The 18,109-nt window shown below is 69.8% G+C and carries 22 protein-coding genes and 1 pseudogene; 16 read left to right on the top strand and 7 right to left on the bottom strand.

Going from position 1 to position 18,109, the window contains the following annotated elements; all coding sequences use genetic code 11:
* Positions 1 to 61 precede the first annotated feature (61 nt).
* The 3 genes from ACIRPU_RS09865 (at position 62) to ACIRPU_RS09855 (ending at position 2,107) form a co-directional block, all read left to right on the top strand.
* Positions 62 to 454: a hypothetical protein gene (locus tag ACIRPU_RS09865; RefSeq protein WP_403864134.1), complete on the top strand. Its 393-nt coding sequence runs from the start codon at positions 62 to 64 to the stop codon at positions 452 to 454.
* Positions 455 to 651: 197 nt separating this feature from the next.
* Positions 652 to 1,623 (top strand): hypothetical protein, encoded by a 972-nt coding sequence (locus ACIRPU_RS09860; protein ID WP_403864131.1) that lies wholly within the window; start codon positions 652 to 654, stop codon positions 1,621 to 1,623.
* Positions 1,598 to 2,107: a GtrA family protein gene (locus tag ACIRPU_RS09855; protein WP_200723804.1), complete on the top strand. Its 510-nt coding sequence runs from the start codon at positions 1,598 to 1,600 to the stop codon at positions 2,105 to 2,107. The genes ACIRPU_RS09860 and ACIRPU_RS09855 overlap by 26 nt, the downstream gene beginning before the upstream one ends.
* A gap of 19 nt (positions 2,108 to 2,126) precedes the next feature.
* Here ACIRPU_RS09855 and ACIRPU_RS09850 read toward each other — a convergent pair whose 3' ends face one another.
* The gene (locus ACIRPU_RS09850; protein WP_403864128.1) at positions 2,127 to 2,390 is read right to left on the bottom strand and encodes a hypothetical protein; all 264 of its coding nucleotides are present in this window, start codon (positions 2,388 to 2,390) and stop codon (positions 2,127 to 2,129) included.
* A gap of 636 nt (positions 2,391 to 3,026) precedes the next feature.
* A pseudogene (locus ACIRPU_RS09845) lies at positions 3,027 to 3,584 on the bottom strand (FAD-dependent oxidoreductase); the annotation flags it as partial.
* A gap of 357 nt (positions 3,585 to 3,941) precedes the next feature.
* Here ACIRPU_RS09845 and ACIRPU_RS09840 point away from each other — a divergent pair.
* The 5 genes from ACIRPU_RS09840 to ACIRPU_RS09820 all read left to right on the top strand — a co-directional run bounded on the left by ACIRPU_RS09840 (position 3,942) and on the right by ACIRPU_RS09820 (position 8,145).
* Positions 3,942 to 4,847, top strand: coding sequence for an AraC family transcriptional regulator N-terminal domain-containing protein (locus ACIRPU_RS09840; RefSeq protein WP_403864125.1), 906 nt, complete (start codon positions 3,942 to 3,944; stop codon positions 4,845 to 4,847).
* Positions 4,848 to 4,997: 150 nt separating this feature from the next.
* A complete protein-coding gene (locus ACIRPU_RS09835; protein ID WP_403864122.1) occupies positions 4,998 to 5,882 on the top strand; it encodes an SDR family NAD(P)-dependent oxidoreductase in 885 nt (294 codons plus the stop codon).
* A gap of 680 nt (positions 5,883 to 6,562) precedes the next feature.
* Entirely contained in the window at positions 6,563 to 7,387 is an 825-nt protein-coding gene (locus ACIRPU_RS09830) for an NAD(P)H-binding protein (RefSeq protein WP_403864119.1), read from the top strand.
* 318 nt (positions 7,388 to 7,705) lie between these two features.
* Positions 7,706 to 7,840 (top strand): hypothetical protein, encoded by a 135-nt coding sequence (locus tag ACIRPU_RS09825; protein ID WP_403864116.1) that lies wholly within the window; start codon positions 7,706 to 7,708, stop codon positions 7,838 to 7,840.
* 104 nt (positions 7,841 to 7,944) lie between these two features.
* On the top strand, positions 7,945 to 8,145 hold the full coding sequence (locus tag ACIRPU_RS09820) for a hypothetical protein (RefSeq protein ID WP_403864113.1): 201 nt from the start codon (positions 7,945 to 7,947) through the stop codon (positions 8,143 to 8,145).
* A gap of 188 nt (positions 8,146 to 8,333) precedes the next feature.
* Here the strand turns inward: ACIRPU_RS09820 and ACIRPU_RS09815 are convergent, their stop codons facing one another.
* Positions 8,334 to 8,942 (bottom strand): TetR/AcrR family transcriptional regulator, encoded by a 609-nt coding sequence (locus tag ACIRPU_RS09815; RefSeq protein ID WP_403864110.1) that lies wholly within the window; start codon positions 8,940 to 8,942, stop codon positions 8,334 to 8,336.
* Between the two features lie 148 nt (positions 8,943 to 9,090).
* Here ACIRPU_RS09815 and ACIRPU_RS09810 point away from each other — a divergent pair, with 148 nt between their 5' ends.
* The 3 genes from ACIRPU_RS09810 (at position 9,091) to ACIRPU_RS09800 (ending at position 10,658) form a co-directional block, all read left to right on the top strand.
* Positions 9,091 to 9,507 carry an SDR family oxidoreductase gene (locus ACIRPU_RS09810; RefSeq protein WP_403864107.1) on the top strand — a complete coding sequence of 139 codons (417 nt, stop codon included), beginning with the start codon at positions 9,091 to 9,093 and terminating at the stop codon, positions 9,505 to 9,507.
* A complete protein-coding gene (locus ACIRPU_RS09805; RefSeq protein WP_403864104.1) occupies positions 9,504 to 9,803 on the top strand; it encodes an SDR family oxidoreductase in 300 nt (99 codons plus the stop codon). The genes ACIRPU_RS09810 and ACIRPU_RS09805 overlap by 4 nt, the downstream gene beginning before the upstream one ends.
* 459 nt (positions 9,804 to 10,262) lie before the next feature.
* The gene (locus ACIRPU_RS09800; RefSeq protein WP_403864101.1) at positions 10,263 to 10,658 is read left to right on the top strand and encodes a molybdopterin-binding protein; all 396 of its coding nucleotides are present in this window, start codon (positions 10,263 to 10,265) and stop codon (positions 10,656 to 10,658) included.
* Positions 10,659 to 10,750: 92 nt separating this feature from the next.
* On the opposite strand, the gene ACIRPU_RS09795 is transcribed toward ACIRPU_RS09800, so the two are convergent.
* Positions 10,751 to 11,341, bottom strand: a complete 591-nt coding sequence (locus ACIRPU_RS09795; RefSeq protein ID WP_403864098.1) for a molybdopterin-dependent oxidoreductase — start codon at positions 11,339 to 11,341, stop codon at positions 10,751 to 10,753.
* 138 nt (positions 11,342 to 11,479) lie between these two features.
* Here ACIRPU_RS09795 and ACIRPU_RS09790 point away from each other — a divergent pair, with 138 nt between their 5' ends.
* From ACIRPU_RS09790 to ACIRPU_RS09775, 4 genes are read left to right on the top strand one after another with little or no spacing between them, the layout of a single operon-like run.
* Complete coding sequence (locus ACIRPU_RS09790) at positions 11,480 to 11,866, top strand: molybdopterin-binding protein (RefSeq protein ID WP_403864095.1); 387 nt, start codon at positions 11,480 to 11,482, stop codon at positions 11,864 to 11,866.
* Between the two features lie 59 nt (positions 11,867 to 11,925).
* Positions 11,926 to 12,759, top strand: coding sequence for a molybdate ABC transporter substrate-binding protein (gene modA / locus ACIRPU_RS09785; RefSeq protein ID WP_403864092.1), 834 nt, complete (start codon positions 11,926 to 11,928; stop codon positions 12,757 to 12,759).
* Positions 12,756 to 13,616: a molybdate ABC transporter permease subunit gene (modB, locus tag ACIRPU_RS09780; RefSeq protein WP_384113807.1), complete on the top strand. Its 861-nt coding sequence runs from the start codon at positions 12,756 to 12,758 to the stop codon at positions 13,614 to 13,616. The genes modA and modB overlap by 4 nt, the downstream gene beginning before the upstream one ends.
* Positions 13,613 to 14,809, top strand: a complete 1,197-nt coding sequence (locus ACIRPU_RS09775) for an ABC transporter ATP-binding protein (protein ID WP_403864089.1) — start codon at positions 13,613 to 13,615, stop codon at positions 14,807 to 14,809. Before modB ends, ACIRPU_RS09775 begins: the two co-directional genes overlap by 4 nt.
* 406 nt (positions 14,810 to 15,215) lie before the next feature.
* On the opposite strand, the gene ACIRPU_RS09770 is transcribed toward ACIRPU_RS09775, so the two are convergent.
* Positions 15,216 to 15,644, bottom strand: coding sequence for a DUF6299 family protein (locus ACIRPU_RS09770; protein WP_403864086.1), 429 nt, complete (start codon positions 15,642 to 15,644; stop codon positions 15,216 to 15,218).
* 230 nt (positions 15,645 to 15,874) lie between these two features.
* On the opposite strand from ACIRPU_RS09770, the gene ACIRPU_RS09765 reads away from it, so the two are divergent.
* Entirely contained in the window at positions 15,875 to 16,078 is a 204-nt protein-coding gene (locus ACIRPU_RS09765) for a DUF5999 family protein (RefSeq protein ID WP_403864083.1), read from the top strand.
* A gap of 243 nt (positions 16,079 to 16,321) precedes the next feature.
* Here ACIRPU_RS09765 and ACIRPU_RS09760 read toward each other — a convergent pair whose 3' ends face one another.
* A complete protein-coding gene (locus tag ACIRPU_RS09760; RefSeq protein WP_403864080.1) occupies positions 16,322 to 16,723 on the bottom strand; it encodes a RidA family protein in 402 nt (133 codons plus the stop codon).
* A complete protein-coding gene (locus ACIRPU_RS09755) occupies positions 16,720 to 17,856 on the bottom strand; it encodes an acyl-CoA dehydrogenase family protein (protein ID WP_403864077.1) in 1,137 nt (378 codons plus the stop codon). Before ACIRPU_RS09755 ends, ACIRPU_RS09760 begins: the two co-directional genes overlap by 4 nt.
* Between the last annotated feature and the right edge of the window lie 253 nt (positions 17,857 to 18,109).

Raw genomic sequence — 18,109 nt, 5'->3', positions numbered from 1 at the left:
CAGAGTCCGGTCATGAGCGACCTCGTACCCCCGGCCGCAGAGTTTCTGCACCGAAAAACCGATGCTCCAGCTCCAGGAGAGCCGGCGCACCTTCGCGGACTACCGCGACACCTTCACCTTCCTGCTCGGCTTCGCAGGGCGGCGCACCGGCTGGCAGCCGACCCGATTGAGCATCGCCGACCTGGACGCACCGACGATCGGTGCGTTCCTCCAGCACCTCGAAACAGTCCGCGGCAACACCGCGGCGACCCGCCACATCCGTCTCGCCGCGATGCAATCGTTCCTGCGCTACGAGGCCTACGGGCACCCGGACACGCGGCGTGATCCAGCGGGGCCCGAACGCTTCGACCGAGCCATCGTCAACCACCTCACCACCACCGAGACCGACGCCCTCGTCGCGGCACCGGACCGCAGCGCACGAACCGGACGCCGTGACCACGCCCTGCTCCCATAATCTGCTGCGAATACTGCCAAACAATGAGTTAATTGCTGAAATCGACCAAAAGAGCCTTCGGGCTTGTCATTCCCCAGCCCAGCCCCTGATTGCGGCGTCTCTCACCAGAACCGGGGCCGCTCCGTCAGGCGCACAGGGCTCTGGTTCTCGCGCCGGGACGGCCCGGCGCACCTTCCGGGCAAGGAGGGGACTGATTGATGCGTGACTTCGGGCAGTCGGCATCACTGGTCGGTCGCCGGACGGTACTGCTGGCGGCGGGTGGAATGGCATTCGGCGCCGCAGGCTGTTCCAGTGACCGCCCTCATGCCACCGCAGCGGAAAGCCCCGCAAGCCCGTCGGGACTCCCGCGCGCCACGCCGTGGCATCCCAGCCCTGATGATGTCGATCCGCAGGTCAAGCTGCGCGCCGTACAGCTCATCGAGGCTCTCGGCAACTGGCGCACCGGGGAGCAGGGGGTGGCCGCGGCCCAGCGCCGGGTATCCGCCCTCGGGCTGGATCCGGGCCTCGTGGGACAGGCGGGGCCGCTGCTGGCCTCGGCCGACGAGGCCGTGGTGCGGGTGGTGGACGCCCAGTACGGCGGCATGCTGACGGACGCGGCCAGCGTGCTGGTGGTCTGCCGGCAATGGACCCGCCAGGCAGGCGCGGTCACTGCGGGTGGGACCACCATGGACGTACGGCTGAGCCGTGCCCGTCCGCGGTGGGCGGTCACCGCCCTGCATCCGGCCCGCCCGGGTCCGGCGGTCTCGTCCCTGCCCCCAGCCGCACGCAAGGTGCTGGACGACCCGCATGTCGGTCTGCCGCCGGCCGCACGTGCCGACGTGCGCAGCGGGCACATCCACACCAGTGTCCTGGAGGCGTTGCTGCGGCTGGCGGACACGTACAGGATGAACCTGAGCGTGATCCGCTCGGGCCATCCGCTGAACGTCTTCGGCACGGCCCGCCCCAGCGACCACCCGCGCGGCCGGGTGTTCGATGTCTGGCAGATCGATGGCCGCCCCGTGGTCGACTCGGCCACCCCCCGCCGTCTGATCGAGTCGTTCATGCGGGATGCTGCGATGGCCGGCTCCTACAACGTGGGTGGACCGGTACTGCCGAGCGGTGCCGGCGCAGGCCGGTTCTTCAGCGACCCGACCCATCACGATCATGTTCACGTCGGATTCCGCTCCTGATCGGCCGCCGGGCACCCGGACGCGTCGCGCCCTGACGGGCGAGATCATGAGGTTCGCGGCGGTCGGCGGGCTCGGTGTGTTGGTGAACTTCGCGGTGTTCAACCTGTGCCGCGCGGTCACGACATTGCCTGTGGTGCGGTGCAGCGTGATCAGCACCAGCGTGGCGGTTCTCGTCAACTACCTGGGCTTTCGCTACTTCGCCTACCGCGACCGGGACAAGCGCCGGCCGGCCCGCGAGTTCACCCTGTTCGTCGTGTTCAGCATCATCGGCCTGGTCATCGAGAACGGCGTGCTGTACGCGGCGACCTACCGGTTCGGCTGGGACACCGCTCTCCAGAGCAACCTGTTCAAGGCCATCGGCCTGGCAGCCGCAACCGGCTTCCGCTTCTGGGTGTACCGCACCTGGGTGTTCAGGCGGCACGGCTCCAGCCACCCATCCGAACACTCTCCCCCGCAAAGCGATTTCGAGAAGACCCGTCCGTGACGTAAGGGACCCCGACCGCTCAGCGATCACGACGTGACGGCCGCGGGAGCGCCGAATGGCGGGCGAGCACCCCCAGGACCAGCAGTCCCGGTGCCATCGGCAGCCATCCGGTGAGCAGGCGGTAGCCGATGACCGCCGAGATCGCCGTCTGCCCCGGTGCTCCGACGGCCGTGAGCGCGAAGACGAGCGCGGCGTCCAGCGTCGTGGCCGTCCTGTCCGTGACGGTGCCCCGCCTCGCGCCGGCTCCGTTCTCCGACAGCGGTGAGGGGACCGCAACCGACACGGCCGTCCCTCTCCTGCTCATCGCCGCCGTTCTGCTGTCTTCCACGCCGTGGCCACCACCCGCCAGCCCCCCAACCGCCGGTTCGTCGCGTCTGCGGCGCGCCAGCAAACAGCCGACGATCACGGCCTCCCCCGGATCTGGCGCCAACATCAACATCACGGTGCCATGCGACGGCGGCATCGCAGTCGCATGGCTCATCAGACAACCGGGCCGTTCTCTGTTCGGACAGTTTCCGCCCTGACGCACAACAGCTCGTCACACCCCGCTACCGACGCGATCAAGCTCCCCAGAGTGAGGCCGAACCCGGTCAGCACGGAAGCTTCTCGCGCGGCCGGGCAGAGACATCTGAGGGGCGCGATGCCGTGCCCCCCACAAGCAAGGGGCACGACATCTCAACATGCCGGCTGACCTGCGGCGATTCGCCTTCCCCGCCATCTGCAGGGCGTCGCTGGTGGTCGGCTCCTGGCACCAGTCGGAGAAGACCAGGGAGAAGACGGCGTGCCCGGTCGCGGCCCGGTACGCCTCGGTGAGCGCCGCGCCTTCAGTGCGGCGGCCGCCTCCTGGCGTCAACGGTCTGCACTGGCCCCGTTCTGGCGTGTGGTCCAGAACCCGTTCCCGGAACCAGTCACGCGACGATCACGAGGCGAATCCGAGCCCGAGTGCGTCGAGGGCGCGCAGGAACGCGTTGCGGCTGCCCTGCCGGTGGTCGGCGCGGTCCAGGGCCCAACGGGTGAGCTGGATGCCCGCGTAGGCGGCCGGTTCCGGCGGGAAGGGCAGGGGCTTGCGCCGAACCATCTCCAGCGCGGTGCGTTCCGTCGTCTCGCCGGCACGGTCGAGCATCACCTCCGCCGCGAAACGTGTTGCGCTCACGCCGAGTCCGGTGAAGCCGGCCGCGTAGGCGATTCGGCCGTTCCCGGCCAGCCCGTGGAATGCGCAGAACTGGGTCGAGGTGTCGATCGCGCCCGCCCAGCGGTGGGTGAACCGTATGCCTTCCAGCTGGGGGAAGAGCGTAAAGAAGTGCGAGGCCAGCTTCCGGTAGGTCGCGGGCCGGTCCTCGTATTTCTCCCGGATCAGTCGTCCGGCATGGTAGATCGCGTCGTAGCCGCCGAAGAGGATGCGGTGGTCGGCGGTCATCCGGGCGTAGTGGAACTGGTTGGCCGGTTCGGACAGTCCCTGGCGGTTGTGCCACCCGATCAGATCGTCACATACACCCGAGAACGGTCCCGGTCGCCCTCGCACCACTCCTCGCCGGAGCCCTGACGCTGAGCTGGCCACCGCCATACCCCCGGCTCAGGCCTCTGAGACCAACTCCCCGCGAACGAGGCGAGTTAAGTCCAGGGCACCTACATCGCGAAGCTCTCCGACCCACCCGCCGCCGCGTACGAGGGCGGACTGCCCCGGCTGAAGCGGACGGCACCCGCGGCGGACAGACCGCTCGACGCCCACGCGCCCGCGGTCCGGGCCTACGTACGCCACCTGGGGTGCAGGCTGTACTTGCACGATGCTCGCGAATATCAGAGCCATGGTGCGGAATCGTGCTGCAATGGGCGCATGTGCCTCGACGAGTTCCGCGCCTTGGTAGCCCGGCATGCCCGCTCTGACTGGACCACGGCCATCGACGGCGTCTTCCTCTCGAAAGTCGACCGGCCGGATCCTCCGGCGCCTTTCATGTCCGGCACGGTGCTGGGGCTCATCGCCCAGGGCGCCAAACGCCTCGCGCTGGGCGACCGGGTCTACGAGTACGGCCCCGGGCGGTATCTGATCGCGTCTGTCGATCTGCCCGTCACGGGGCAGCTCCTGCAGGTCGAGCCCGACCAGCCCGCCCTCGGCTTCCTTCTCACGCTGGAGGCGTCCGCCGTCGCCGAACTGCTGCTGGAGGCCGGCCCTGGGGATATCCCGCACACCGGCGTAGGCGTGCCATCGGCAATCGCCGTCAGCGACGCTCCCGCCGCGCTCCTCGATGCGGTGGTCAGGCTGCTGCGCCTGCTTGACGAACCAGGCGACCGAGGCGCGCTGGCGCCGCTGGTCAAACGCGAGATCCTGTGGCGGCTGATCACCGGCGAGCAGGGTGCTACGGTGCGCCAGCTCGGCCTGGCGGACAGCAGCCTCAGCCACATCTCCCGGGCCGTGCGCTGGATCCGCGAGCACTACGCGCAGCCTTTCCGCGTCGAGGATGTGGCACGCATGTCCGGCATGGGCGTGTCCGCCTTCTACCGCAACTTCCAGGCAGTGACCGCGATGAGCCCCATCCAGTTCCAGAAGCAGATCCGTCTGCAGCAGGCCCGGCTGCTGCTCGCCACCCACCCCCGCGACGTCACCGGGGTCGCCCAGCGCGTCGGCTACGACAACCCCTCGCAGTTCAGCAGGGAGTACCGCCGCCAGTTCGGCGTCCCTCCGAGCCGGGACGCGGCCGGTCTGCGGAACACCGTACGAGTCCCGGAGGGACTCCTGCCCTGAACAGAGGGCCGCGGAGGAGGATCGTGCAAGAAGCAGCGAGGATAGTTCTAGCCTGCCCACTGCTCGAGCGATGCAATGGATCTCACCGGTTCTCCTCGGAGTAGGAGAACGCCTGCAACACCAGGCCGCAGGTCTGGCACCGGAGGGGTCATGAACGAAAAGTGGACGAGCGGCGACGTGCCGGCGCAGGACGGCCGACTCGCCGTGGTCACCGGCGCGAACACCGGCCTCGGCTTTGAGACCGCCCGCGTCCTCGCTGCACACGGCGCATCCGTGGTACTGGCGGTGCGGGACGTGGAAAGGGGCAAGCAGGCCGCCACCCGGATCACCGACACAGCCCCGGGCGCGGACGTCATGGTCCAGCGCCTCGACCTGGCTTCCCTGGAGTCCATCCGCGCCGCCGCGGACGCCCTGCGGGCCAAGCACCAGAAAATCGACCTGCTGATCAACAACGCCGGGGTGATGTACCCGCCCAAGCAGCTCACCCGCGACGGGTTCGAGCTGCAGTTCGGCATCAACCACCTCGGTCACTTCGCGCTCACCGGGCTGCTGATCGAGCACATGCTGCCGGTACCAGGCTCCCGCGTGGTGACGGTCAGCAGCCTCACCCACCGCGGGACCAGCATCGACTTCGACGACCTGCAGTGGGAGCGCGCATACAGCCGCACGGCCGCCTACAGCCGGTCCAAACTGGCGAACCTGATGTTCACCTACGAGTTGCAGCGCCGCCTGACCACCTCGGGCACCACCATCGCGGCCGCCGCCCACCCGGGCTTCGCCGACACCGAGCTGACGCGCAACTCGCCCGCGCCCATGCACGCGATCAACAGCCTCCTCGCACCGGTCATGACACAGAAGCCTGCGATGGGCGCCCTGCCCACGCTGCGCGCCGCGACCGACCCCGACGTGATCGGCGGCCAGTACTACGGCCCTGGCGGATTCCAGCAGTACAAGGGCTACCCGAAGCCTGTCGAATCCAGCGAGCAATCCCACGACCCGGCCGCCCAGCGCCGCCTGTGGACCGTCTCGGAGTAACTGACCGGGGTCACGTTCCCCGTCTGAGCGGGCATCGGCGCCGCAGCCCATGTGACGGCGAGTTCTTCAAACGCCGTAAGCGCGCTCGGGGACCGGCGATGGGCGGCCCGGACAGGCCGGGGCTCCCTCCGCCCTTGCATCAATGGCCCGTCACAGATCCAGCAGTCGGCCGTGGAGGGGATAGACCTGACTCCCGCCGTCGACCTCGATGGTCTTGCCGGTGACGTAGGTACCGCGGCAAGACGAGGGAGAAGATCGTCGCCGCGATCTGCTCGGGAGTGCGGACGCGCCGCACGGGCGGCGGTACTGACCGGCGTCGAACGCCGTCGGCAAGATGGCACACGCATCACGCATCACGCGAGGCGCCACCAAGTGACTCACGGTGGACTGCGGATTCCCCGATATGAGGGCAGCGCGCGCTCCGTAACGTCTCCATGCAGCAGGCAGCAGGCAGCAGGCAGCAGGCAGCAACGGGCATCATCGCTGCTCAGCGACTTACGGCGCGCACATTTGCGAACTGCATCAAGAACCGCCCCATGTCTGGCAAGAGGTCAAGCGGTCGTGGGCGCCGTCAGCGCTCATGGCAACGCAGCCCGGTGTCACCCGCCCAGCAGTCCCCCGCGCACCCGACTTCTCGACGTGCTCACAGAGGATCAAGAGAATCAGAGGAGCCCTACCCGATGGCCACAGTTGTATTCGGCGCTCGGGGAAACGTCGGCCGCCATGTCGCCGCACGTCTGACGGCCTTGGACGTACCCCTCCGGCGCACGAGCCGGACGCCGGACGCCTCTCACGTGCCGGCGGATCTGGAAGCGCCGGAATCGCTGCCCGCCGCACTGGAGGGCGCGGAGCAGGTCTTTCTGTACAGCAAGTCGGCAGGCATCTACGCGTTCGTCGAGGCCGCGTGTGCGGCCGGCGTGCGGCATGTCGTGTTGCTCTCGTCCGCGGGCGTCGTCCTGCCCGGCGCCGACCACCAGCCGGTCGGACGGGACCACAAGGTCGTGGAGTCGGCTCTCATGGAGTCCGGGTTGTCCTGGACGTTCCTGCGGCCCGGGATGTTCTCAAGCAACGCCCTGCGGTGGTGGGGGGAGACGATCAAGGCCGGGAAGCCCGTGCTGTTGCCGTACCCGGACTCGCTGACGGCTCCCATCAGCGAGCGGGACATGGCCGCGGTCGCGGTGACCGCGCTGACCGAGCCGGGACACTCGCGGCAGGCGTACACCCTGTACGGGCCGCATGCGCTCAGCCTGCGCGAGCAAGTCGATCACATCGGCGCCGCCATCGGCAGGAAGATCCCGGTCGAAGAGGTGACACCGGAGGAGGCACGGGCCGAGCTGGCCAAGAGGGTGCCCGCGACCAGGGTCGTGACGCACATGGGCGCGTGGCAGGCGGGCGTCGACACGGTCCCGGACACGTCAGGGCTCATCATCGAGAAGCTAACCGGCAGGCCGGCCCAGACCTTCGCGCAATGGGCGCAGGACAACGCCGACGGCTTCCGTCCCTGACGAACCGAGACGTTGGACGAACCGTCCCTACGCTGCACACAACGCCTACGATCGCAGACTCGCTTCACGGAACCTCCGCCAACTTGATTTCGGCTAGTCGCGGGCCCTGGCGTGATGGTGGGTGGGGCAGTGTCCAGCATGTAGATCGTCGGGCGGGGCGGTTCGCTTGTTCCGGTTCGCTGTCGCGTTCGCTGACCAAGCTGGCCGACCGGGGCTGGCTGCGCAAGCGTCCCGACGGGCGGTTCACCGTCCGCCCGTGAGGCGCGAGCCAGTGGGGGCGGGCGTAACTGCGGTGTCTCCGGGGCTCGTTGGGAATGTGTGAGCAAAACCGAAGAGCACGCCGGGGACACCGTGTCCCTTGTCTACAAGTGCCGTCTGCCGCTGTCCACGAGCACCGTCAACCACCTCGCCGGCCTGCTGCGGAGCCACCTGAAATCGATAGGTTCCCGCTGACGGTCGCTGCCGCCGGGGAAGATCGCGGTGATCGTCCTGGCTGTGCTCCGTCACGGCCAGCGCCTGACCGACATGGCCGGCGGCAACCATGTCGCCGAACCACCGTGCGCCGCTGGCGCGACGAGATGATCGGCCTGCTCGCCGCGAAGGCCCCGCGTCTGGACCGGGCCCTGAAGAAGATTGCGAAGCGAGGCGGGGAGGTCGTCCTGGTCGACGGCACCCTCATCCCCGCCCTGCGCCGCACCGGACGGGAAGACCGGAAGAACTTTCCCGGCAAGCACCACCGCCACGGCCTGCACAGATGATCTACATGCTGGACACTGCCCCGCCACCAGCCCGAGCAGCCCCACCCACCATCACGCCAGGGCCCGCGACCAGCCGAAATCAAGATGGCGGAGGCTCCCAGGTGGGAGATCCGGATACGGACCCGGTCTGTGGCAGCGGATGTGCCCCGTTTCCGTCCACGGTTTCCGGGCTGGTCTGCCGCTGCGGGTCAGCCGCGCACCGCAGCCAGGCACTCGTCGTACAGGTCCATGATGTCGCCCTTGCCGTCGTTGGCGACCCACGTCATCGATGCGGCGTCCAGGCACGCGAACGCCGTCGCGATCACCGCGCGGGCCTTCGCGCCCTCGTTGCCGGCAGCTGCGTCCATACGGGTCTCGATGAGCGGCAGCAGGTTCTCCTGGAACCGCAGTCGCTTTTCGAGCCAACCGGCACGAAGCGAGGCGGTGTTGTGCAGGAGGCGGAACCGCTCCAGGGCCTGCTCGCGGCTGTCATGCAAGGCCTGTACGGCAGCAACCCCTGCGCGCAGGGCCTCCCAGACACCGGCATCGGCGGGCAGTTCGCTGATCGTGTCCATCAGGACCTGGCCGAACCGGTCCTGGCCGCCGCCGAGAAGGTCCTCCTTGGTGCCGAAGTAGCGGAAGAGGGTGCGTTGGGAGACGCCGGCCTCCCGGGCGATCTGGGCGATGGTCGTCTCGTCGTAGCCCTGCTCGGTGAACAGGCGCAGCGCCGTCTCGAGGATCTCCTGGGAAGCCAGCTGCCGCGTCCGGTCCCACAGCGTGGTCGGTGCGCCCGTCGCTGACTTGGCTTCCTGCTTCATGTCACCAGACTAGCTCAGCACTGCCAGGCCGACAGTCACATCCTGTTTGGCAGTCACTGTCAGACTGTTGTACGCTGCCAGCGGGCGGTGGCGCAGCACCGCCACTGCCCCACGGACAGAGCCGCCCCCCGCCCAGAAGTACGGCATCATGCCTGCACCCACAGCTTTGATCACCGGTGGAACCAGCGGCATCGGCAAGGCGACCGCCGAACTGCTCCACTCCCGCGGCTACCGCGTCATGGTCACCGGCCTCGGCAATGTCGCCGACGCCGGACTTCCCGAGGACGTCACGGCTGTCCGGGCCGACGCGCGGTCCCTGCCGGACATCGACCAGGCGATGGACCAGGCGCGCCGGCAACTCGGCTCCCTCGACCTGCTCTTCCTCAACTCGGGCATCTCCCGCCCCGGCCCGATCGAATCAACCGACGAAGACGCCTTCGACGCCCTGTTCGACATCAACGTCAAGGGAAACTTCTTCACCCTGCAAAAGGCGCTGCCGCTCTCAACGAGGGCGCCTCGGTCGTGTTCACCGTGGGCGCCGCCGAAGGGCTCGGGGCCGCGATGACAGCGGCCAAGGGCGCTCTGCTGCCCCTCATGCGGTCCCTTGCCCTCGAACTCGCCCCCCGCCGCATCCGCGTCAACGCCGTCAGCCCAGGACTGGTCAACACCCCTGCCTACGGCAAGATGGGCGTCTCCCAGGAAATGATCGACTCCTGGGCCCGGGACGTCCCGCTCGGCCGCGTCGGCGCTCCCGCCGACATCGCCGAAGCCGTGGCCTTCCTCGCCTCGGACGCCGCCGGCTACATCACCGGCGACAACCTCACCGTCTCCGGCGGCATCGGTGTTCACTCCAACGCCTGACGAGTAATTCGGCTCTGACCTGGAAGGTTCACCGGGTCCGATGCCCAGTCTGTGGCCCTGGCGAGCCGACGGCCCGTGCGGGAAGCCGGCCCGGCCACTTCGTTCTCCACTACGGACAGATGGGCCGCCCTCCGTCCGTGCCCGTGTTCCGCCGTGCCCTTGGAACTGACCGCTGCCGAGCGCCACCGGCTCAAGAAGATGGCCTACGGCCACAAGACCCGGACGATCTACTGGCCCGGCTCGACCGACGCCCACCCGCCGACCGACACCAAGAATCCTCCGCTGCCCTGGCAGCCTGATCAACCTCCGAAGGACTTCCAGCGTCGACCACTAAGGCTGGGGCTCTGCTGCCCTGAGCCCCAAGGTCCCTGGGCCGGCAGGCCTCGGTTCTTCTGGTTGCGCGGGGATGCGCACCCCTGTGCACGGTCGGGTGGCCGTTGATCGCCTATCTTGGCGCCTATGCAGTCCTACACGATCGGCCAGGCGGCGCGTCTGCTCGGAGTGAGTCCGGATACCGCTCGACGGTGGGCGGACGCCGGCCGGGTGGCCACACACCGGGACGAGAGCGGACGACGCCTCATCGACGGCCGGGATCTGGCTGCCTTCTCGGTGGAGCTGGCCAAGAACGACGGCGGCGATGAGGGTGCCTCGTACACCTCGGTCCGTAATGCGTTTCCCGGCATCGTCACGGCCGTGAAACTCGGTGATGTCGCCGCCCAGGTGGAGATCCAGGCCGGGCCGCACCGGCTGGTGTCGTTGCTGACGCGGGAGGCCGTGGAGGAACTGGGCCTGGAGGTCGGGGTGGAGGCCACCGCCCGGGTGAAGTCGACGAACGTGCACATCGACCGGACCTGAGAGCTGTCGGGCCATCGAGGTGCCCGGCGACCGAGGTCTCAGGGCCGAGGTCTCAAGGGGCCGAGGTCTCAAGGGGCCGACATCGCTCGGTGTCACGCCCACGAGGTGTAGCCGCCATCCACGCGGATCGCGTTGACTCCGCTGATGTGCCGGGCACCGCAGCGGTCCTGCGGCAGGACGAGCTGGGGTCCGGCGTGGTCGAGCGGGGTGTCGTCGATGGTGACCGCGAGGAGGACGGGCGCGCGCCCGAAGTCGGGGTCGATCTCCGCCCAGGACAGCAGGGCGTGGTGGCCGTCCGCGCCGGACACCGCGATCAGGAAGCGCAGGCGGTCCTTGCGCCGGGCCGGGTCGAAGCCGGGGCCCGCGTCCGCGAGGACCTCGTGGAGCAGTGGTCCGGTGAAGCGATGGTGCCGGACACCGCTGGTGGCGCACTCGAAGGCCACCTCGGTCTGATGCTGCGGCCAGCCGAGCAGGTCGGGCACCGTGAGCCGGGCCGGTCGGCTCAGATCACCGGCGAGGACGAGTTCCGCCGCCGGGCCGTCAGCCGTACCGGCGACCGGACTGGTGGCCCTCCTGGTGGCCGTGCTGGTGGCCGGACTGGCAGCCGTACCGGCGACCGTGCTCGTAGTCGTACTGGCGGCCGTACCGGCGGGCGTACCGGCTGCTGCGAGGGACTGGCTCATGGGCTATCACCTCCTTCATGACCGTACCCGGAGCCGCCTCCCGTGCAAACGCACATGCCACCCCTGTCGATCGCAGTTCCGGCTCATGCGAAGCCACAGGAGACTTTTCCCTCGCATCTGCGGCAGTATCATCAGCGCGTGCACACCTACTGGATCGGGGACGCCGCGGCCTTACTCGGTGTCAGCGCCGACACCGTGAGGCGCCTGGTCGACGGCGGGAAACTCACCGCCGAACGCGATGAGCTGGGCCGCCGGATCATTCCCGGGCCGGCTCTCGCGGCCTACGCCCGGCAGGTGCACCGCGCGGAATGGGGGCCCACCGGCTCCTCGGCCCGCAACCGCCTCTCCGGCATCGTCACCGACGTGCTCCTCGGCGATGTGTCGGCGCAGGTGGAGATCCAGGCCGGACCGTTCCGGGTGGTGGCACTGGTCAGCCGCGAGTCGGCCGATGAACTGGAGCTGGAGCCCGGGATTCCGGCGATTGCCGTGATCAAGTCGACCAACGTGGTCGTCGAGAGACCGTAGATGGTCCGCCAGGACCACACGTGATTGTGTCCGTGAGGACCAGAGGGAGTGGACCCGTGATGACCCGTACCGCGCGCCGGACCGGCCGATCGATGCAGGTGGCCGCCCTGGGAGTCACCGCGCTGCTGGCCCTGGGCGCCTGCTCGTCGTCCGACGACTCCTCGTCGGCGAAGTCGGACTCCTCCGCGTCCGCATCCGCGTCCGCTTCGGACAAGCTGTCCGGCACGGTCACCGTGTTCGCCGCGGCCTCGTTGAAGGAGAGCTTCACGACGCTGGGCAAGGAGTTCGAGAAGGCGCACCCGGGTACGAAGGTCACCTTCAGCTTCGGCGGCAGCGACTCCCTCGCCGCGAGCATCACCGGGGGCGCCCCGGCGGACGTGTTCGCTTCCGCCAGCCCCAAGACGATGGCGATCGTGACGGACGCGGGCGACGCTTCGGGGACGCCCGCCACCTTCGTCCGCAACCAGCTGGAGATCGCCACCCTGCCGGGCAACCCCGACAAGATCTCCTCCCTCAAGGACCTCACCAAGTCGAGCCTGAAGGTCGTGCTGTGCGACAAGACGGTGCCCTGCGGCGCCGCCGCCCAGAAGGCCCTCGACGCCAGCAAGCTGAAGCTCACCCCCGTCTCCTACGAGCAGGACGTCAAAGCCGCTCTGACGAAGGTCGAGCTGAAGGAGGCCGACGCGGCCGTCGTCTACAAGACCGATGTGCACGCGGCGGGTGACAAGGTGGAGGGCGTGGAGTTCCCCGAGTCCGCCGACGCCATCAACGACTACCCGATCGTCCAGCTCAAGGACGCGCAGAACACCGACGCCGCCAAGGCGTTCATCGCGCTGGTGCAGTCCGCCGACGGCCAGAAGGTCCTGACCGAGGCAGGGTTCCTCCAGCCGTGACCCTCCCGACCGGCAGGTCCGACGTCGCGGCCGACACCGTCCGGGGTGGGCCGCGGCGTCGGCGTGTCCGGGCCCAGGTGCGCGGCGTGCCGCTGCCCCTGCTGGTGCCCGCGCTGATCGGCCTGGCATTCCTGGTGGTGCCGCTGATCGCCCTGCTGGTGCGGGCCCCGTGGCGCAGTCTGCCCGAGCTGCTGACCAGCGCCGAGGTGTGGCAGGCGCTCCGGTTGTCGCTGGTCTGCGCGACCGCCGCGACCGCCGTGAGTCTGGTCGTCGGCGTGCCGCTGGCCTGGTTGCTGGCCCGCGTCGAGTTCCCGGGGCGTGGCATCGTCCGGGCCCTCGTCACCCTGCCGCTGGTTCTGCCGCCGGTGGTCGGCGGTGTGGCGCTGCTGATGGCGCTGGGCCGCAACGGCATCGTCGGGAAGACGCTGGACTCGTGGTTCGGCGTCACGCTGCCGTTCACCACCGCGGGGGTCGTGGTCGCCGAGGCGTTCGTCGCGATGCCGTTCCTCGTCATCAGCGTCGAGGGCACCCTGCGTGCCGCCGACCCGCGCTACGAGGAGGCGGCGGCCACCCTCGGCGCCTCCCGTTTCACCGCGTTCCGCCGCGTCACGCTGCCGTTGATCGCGCCGGGCATCGCGGCCGGCGCGGTCCTGGCGTGGGCCCGGGCGCTCGGCGAGTTCGGCGCGACGATCACCTTCGCCGGCAACTTCCCCGGCCGTACCCAGACCATGCCGTTGGCCGTCTATCTGGCCCTTCAGAGCGACCCGGAGGCCGCCATCGCCCTCAGTCTGGTCCTGCTTGCGGTGTCCGTCGCGGTACTGGCGGGCCTGCGCGACCGTTGGATGACAGCGCGATGACCGAGCCCCAGGAGACCGCCGCCGACTCCCGGGCCGTCCACGACGTCCGTGGCGTCCGTGGCGTCCGTGGCGTCCGTGGCGTCCGTGGCGTCCGTGGCGTCCGTGGCGCCGATGCGCCCGCGGACGGGCTCGACGTCCACGCCGGCACCCCCGCGAACGGGCTCGACGCCCACCTGGTCGTGGAGCGCGGCGCGTTCCGACTGGACGTGGCGCTGAGCGTGGCACCGGGTGAGGTGGTCGCCCTGCTCGGTCCGAACGGCGCGGGGAAGACCACCGCGCTGCGCGCGCTCGCCGGTCTGACGCCGCTCACCGGCGGCCGGCTACGACTGGACGGCAGCGCGTTGGAGGGTACGCCGCCGGAGTCCCGCCCCGTCGGTGTCGTCTTCCAGGACTATCTGCTCTTTCCGCATCTGACCGCCCTGGACAACGTGGCCTTCGGGCCGCGCTGCCAGGGCGCGACCAAGGCGGAGGCCCGCGCCCAGGCCGCCGCGTGGCTGGACCGTCTGGGCCTGGCGGCACACGCCGGCGCCAAGCCGCGCAGGCTGTCCGGCGGCCAGGCCCAGCGGGTCGCTCTGGCCCGTGCGCTGGCGACCCGCCCGCGGCTGCTGCTCCTCGACGAGCCGCTCGCGGCGCTTGACGCGCGCACCCGGCTGGAGGTCCGTTCCCAGCTTCGGCGCCATCTCGCCGAGTTCGAGGCCGTCGCCGTCCTGGTCACACACGATCCGCTGGACGCCATGGTGCTCGCCGACCGGCTGGTCGTCGTCGAGCACGGGCGGGTCGTCCAGGAGGGCGCGCCGTCCGACATCGCCCGCCATCCCCGTACGGACTACATCGCCCAGCTGGTCGGCCTGAACCTCTACCGGGGCGAATCCGACGGCCACACCGTCCGCCTCGACTCCGGCCCGCTCATCACCACCACCGACGTCCTGTCCGGCCCGGTGTTCGTGGCGTTCCCGCCGAGCGCGGTCACCCTCTACCGCGACCGCCCGACCGGCGCCAGCGCCCGCAACCTCTGGCGCTGCGAGGTCGCGGGCCTGGAGACCCACGGCGACCAGATCCGCGCCGACCTCACCGGCGAGCTCCCGCTCGCCGCGGACCTCACCACGGTCGCCGCGGCCGAACTCGACCTGCACCCGGGCGCGCGGGTCTGGGCGACCGTGAAGGCGACCCAGACCCACGCCTACCCGGTCTGAGCCCGCACCTGAAGACGGCACCGCGCCGTCGCCGCTGTCGGCCATCGACGTCGACTGGCTGTCGGTCTCGGTCTCTGTCTCGGTCTCGGTCTCTGTCTCCGTCTCGGCCTCAGTGCGGGCGTCCACTGGCTGTCGGCTCGGCTGTCGGCTCTGGCTGTGCGCTGCGTGCTGTGCGCTGCGTGCTGTGTGCTGTGCGCTGCGTGCTGTGTGCTGCGTGCTGTGTGCTGCGTGCTGTGTGCTGCGTGCTGTGTGCTGCGGGGCACGCCCCCAGCACAGCCGATTGAACTTTCAAACTTAGCCTCGACGGTCGACCCCGTACGCGACGCCGGAAGCGGCGGGCCGTCCGTCGGGCCCGCCGCTCAGGATGCGGTGCCCGTCAAGGGGCCCGCCGTCCAGGACCGGCCGCTCAGCCGGCGGTCAGGGTGATGTCCCGCTCCTGCGCCGCGCGGAAGCGGGGCAGTGGCAGGCTGCCCTGGGGGCGGAGTTCCATCAGCGTGGCCTCGACGTGGGCCGCCCCGGGTACGAGGTCGGCCGGAGTGGCCTTGCCGGTGTTCTTCCAGGCGTGCTCGGCGCCGTCGCACACGGCACGCGTGCCGCCGATGCCGTGCCGGACCTTGCCGGAACCCTGGCCGACCGAGGAACTGACGAAGACGGGACCCGTGTTGCCGACACAGCGGTAGGTCCCCGAGAGGGTGACGGTGCCGTCCGAGGCGATGCTGCCGACCAGGTCGACGGTGACGGACTCCGACGCATCAGCGGTGGCCGTGACCGCCGGGGCGGCGAGCAGGAGCAGAACGGCACCGACGGCCGCGGAGAGGGCGGGACGCAACGACATGGGAGTACCTCCTGTTGTGGGGGGCCTCCACAGGTACCGGGCGGGCGCGCCCGGGACGGTGATCGTCACTCCTTCGGTGGCGAGTCCGCACCGGTCGTCGACGAACGGTCCTGGAGTTGTCCTGGTGCTGTCACGCTTCCGAGCACCCTCTGGAGATGCCCGCGGGTCGGGCGCATGGTCTAACCATGGGGCCGACCGGACGGCCGACCCCACCGACGTGGAGGTGCTCCATGTGTTCTCACCAGCTTCCCAGCGCTTCTGCCGACGCCCGCCCGGCACACCTCGCACACATCGTCGCCGCCCACCCGGAGCAGGGCTGGAACCTGCTGTGCGACGGCACCATCATCTTCGACGACTCCGGCGAACTGCTGCCCGACGGCCGGGTCGTGGACCCGCACCGGGTGACCGCCGGACAGCTGGCCGTCGCCGCCTGACCTTGATCATCGAGGCCGGCCCGCCGATCGGCTTCACCGAAGCCGGTGGCTGAGGCGGTTCCTGACACCGGTTACGCAAGCGTCGCCTATGGCGGTTTCTGTCACCGGTTACCGGAGCCGGTCACTGACAACGGTTACACCGGTTACACCGATTGTCAGAAACGGCTGCTGATATCGGTTACGCAAACCGGTCGCCGATACCGGTTACGCAAACCCGTCGCTGATACCGGTTACCGGCCCGATTCACTGGTCAAGCACCGCGAAGCCGTCCAGTTCGACGAGTGCCTGCTCGTCCCAGAGTCGTACGATCCCGACGACCGCCATCGCCGGGTAGTCGCGGCCCGCCAACTCCCGCCAGATCGCGCCCAGCTCAGCAGCCTTCTCGCGATACACGGCGACGTCCGTGACGTAGACGGTGACGCGCGCCAGGTCCGACGCCGTACCGCCCGCAGCCGTCAGCGCGGCCAGCAGATTCGTCAGCGCCCGGGTGAACTGCTCCGGCAGCGACTCCCCGACGATCTTCCCGTCGGCGTCGAGTGCGGTCTGGCCCGCCAGGAAGACGATCCGTCCGCCGGCGGCGACGACGGCGTGGGAGAAGCCGACGGGCGGGGAGAGTTCGGGCGGGTTGACGCGTTCGATGGTCACCTGGCCTCCAGGTCTGCGAGTTCCGCGTACAACTCCCTTGCGATGATGCCGCGTTGGACCTCGCTGGCCCCCTCGTAGATCCGCGGCGCGCGCACCTCCCGGTAGAGGTGCTCGAGCAGATGGCCGCGGCGCAGGGCTCGTGCGCCATGGAGTTGGACGGCCGTGTCGACGACGTACTGCGCGGTCTCGGTGGCGAACAGCTTGGCCATCGCGGCACGCTTCGGGACGTCCGAAGCACCGCTGTCGTACGCCGTCGCCGCGGCGTGGACCATCAAACGCGCGGCCTCCGTGCGCAGGGCCATCTCGGCGACCTGGTGGGCGACCGTCTGCAGGCCGCTCAACTTGCCGCCGAACGCGTCCCGTCGGGCGGTGTGGGCCAGGGTCGCGTCGAGGGCGGCCTGAGCCATGCCGACGGCGAAGGCGCCGACGCTGGGGCGGAACAGGTTGAGGGTGCTCATGGCGGCCCGGAAGCCGCGGTCGGGCTCGCCGAGCACGTCGTCCACCGTGACCGGGACGGCGTCGAAGCGTAGGGCGCCGATGGGGTGCGGGGAGAGCATGTCGAGGGCGGAGCCCGTGAGGCCGGCACGGTCGGCGGGAACGAGGAAAGCGGTTACGCCACGGGCGCCGGCCCCCGGGGTGGTACGGGCGAAGACGGTGTAGAAGTCGGCCTCGGGGGCGTTGGAGATCCAGCACTTCTCCCCGGTGAGCCGCCAGCCGTCCGGTCCGTCCCGCTCGGCGGCCAGGGACAGGGCCGCCGCGTCCGAGCCCGCGCTCGGCTCGCTGAGGGCGAAGGCGGCGATCGCGGTGCCGTCGGTGACGCGGGGCAGCCAGTGCTGCCGCTGGGCGGGGGTGCCGTGGGCGTGGACCGGATGCGCGCCCAGTCCTTGCAGCGCGAGCGCGGTCTCCGCCTCCGTGCAGGCGTACGCGAGGGACTCGCGCATCAGGCAGAGGTCGACGGCGCCGGAGGTGAACAGCCGCGCCAGCAGGCCGAGCCGGCCGAGTTCGGCGACGAGCGGGCGGTTGACGCGACCCGGTTCGCCCTTCTCGGCGAGTGGGCGCAGCCGTTCGGCGGCAAGGGCGCGCAGTTCGGCGCACCAGGCGACCTGCGCCGGTTCGAGCGAGAATGCGGGCATCGCCTGTCCCCTCTGCCGTACATGACCTGCTGGGCCTGTCTTGCTGGGCCTGTCTCTGCTGTACCTGTTTCCGTCGTGTTGTTTCCGCTGCGGTGGGCTTGCCGTAACCGTTTCTGCCGTGCCCGAGAGGTCGTGGCCGCCCTGCCGTGTTCGTGCTCCGCATGTTCAGCTCGGCCGTTCGCGCCTTCCCATGACGGTATCGCGTACCGTTGACTGTCGTCACCAACGCGCTACGCTCCTTGCGCGACCCCAG

Source organism: Streptomyces sp. NPDC102259 (assembly GCF_044766465.1).
Taxonomy (GTDB): domain Bacteria; phylum Actinomycetota; class Actinomycetes; order Streptomycetales; family Streptomycetaceae; genus Streptomyces.
The sequence above is the reverse complement of the archived record's forward strand: the minus strand, read 5'-3'. Positions and strand labels throughout refer to the sequence as shown.

Bases quoted from the DNA above. Each gene is read 5' to 3' on its own strand.
- ACIRPU_RS09865 (WP_403864134.1), top strand. From the start codon at position 62: ATGCTCCAGCTCCAGGAGAGCCGGCGCACCTTCGCGGACTACCGCGAC.
- ACIRPU_RS09815 (WP_403864110.1), bottom strand. From the start codon at position 8,942: ATGAAGCAGGAAGCCAAGTCAGCGACGGGCGCACCGACCACGCTGTGG.
- ACIRPU_RS09800 (WP_403864101.1), top strand. From the start codon at position 10,263: ATGCAGTCCTACACGATCGGCCAGGCGGCGCGTCTGCTCGGAGTGAGT.
- ACIRPU_RS09770 (WP_403864086.1), bottom strand. From the start codon at position 15,644: ATGTCGTTGCGTCCCGCCCTCTCCGCGGCCGTCGGTGCCGTTCTGCTC.
- ACIRPU_RS09755 (WP_403864077.1), bottom strand. From the start codon at position 17,856: ATGCCCGCATTCTCGCTCGAACCGGCGCAGGTCGCCTGGTGCGCCGAA.
- ACIRPU_RS09795 (WP_403864098.1), bottom strand. From the start codon at position 11,341: ATGAGCCAGTCCCTCGCAGCAGCCGGTACGCCCGCCGGTACGGCCGCC.
- ACIRPU_RS09765 (WP_403864083.1), top strand. From the start codon at position 15,875: ATGTGTTCTCACCAGCTTCCCAGCGCTTCTGCCGACGCCCGCCCGGCA.
- ACIRPU_RS09855 (WP_200723804.1), top strand. From the start codon at position 1,598: ATGTTCACGTCGGATTCCGCTCCTGATCGGCCGCCGGGCACCCGGACG.
- ACIRPU_RS09860 (WP_403864131.1), top strand. From the start codon at position 652: ATGCGTGACTTCGGGCAGTCGGCATCACTGGTCGGTCGCCGGACGGTA.
- modA (WP_403864092.1), top strand. From the start codon at position 11,926: ATGACCCGTACCGCGCGCCGGACCGGCCGATCGATGCAGGTGGCCGCC.
- ACIRPU_RS09775 (WP_403864089.1), top strand. From the start codon at position 13,613: ATGACCGAGCCCCAGGAGACCGCCGCCGACTCCCGGGCCGTCCACGAC.
- ACIRPU_RS09830 (WP_403864119.1), top strand. From the start codon at position 6,563: ATGGCCACAGTTGTATTCGGCGCTCGGGGAAACGTCGGCCGCCATGTC.
- ACIRPU_RS09810 (WP_403864107.1), top strand. From the start codon at position 9,091: ATGCCTGCACCCACAGCTTTGATCACCGGTGGAACCAGCGGCATCGGC.
- ACIRPU_RS09805 (WP_403864104.1), top strand. From the start codon at position 9,504: ATGACAGCGGCCAAGGGCGCTCTGCTGCCCCTCATGCGGTCCCTTGCC.
- ACIRPU_RS09835 (WP_403864122.1), top strand. From the start codon at position 4,998: ATGAACGAAAAGTGGACGAGCGGCGACGTGCCGGCGCAGGACGGCCGA.
- ACIRPU_RS09840 (WP_403864125.1), top strand. From the start codon at position 3,942: ATGTGCCTCGACGAGTTCCGCGCCTTGGTAGCCCGGCATGCCCGCTCT.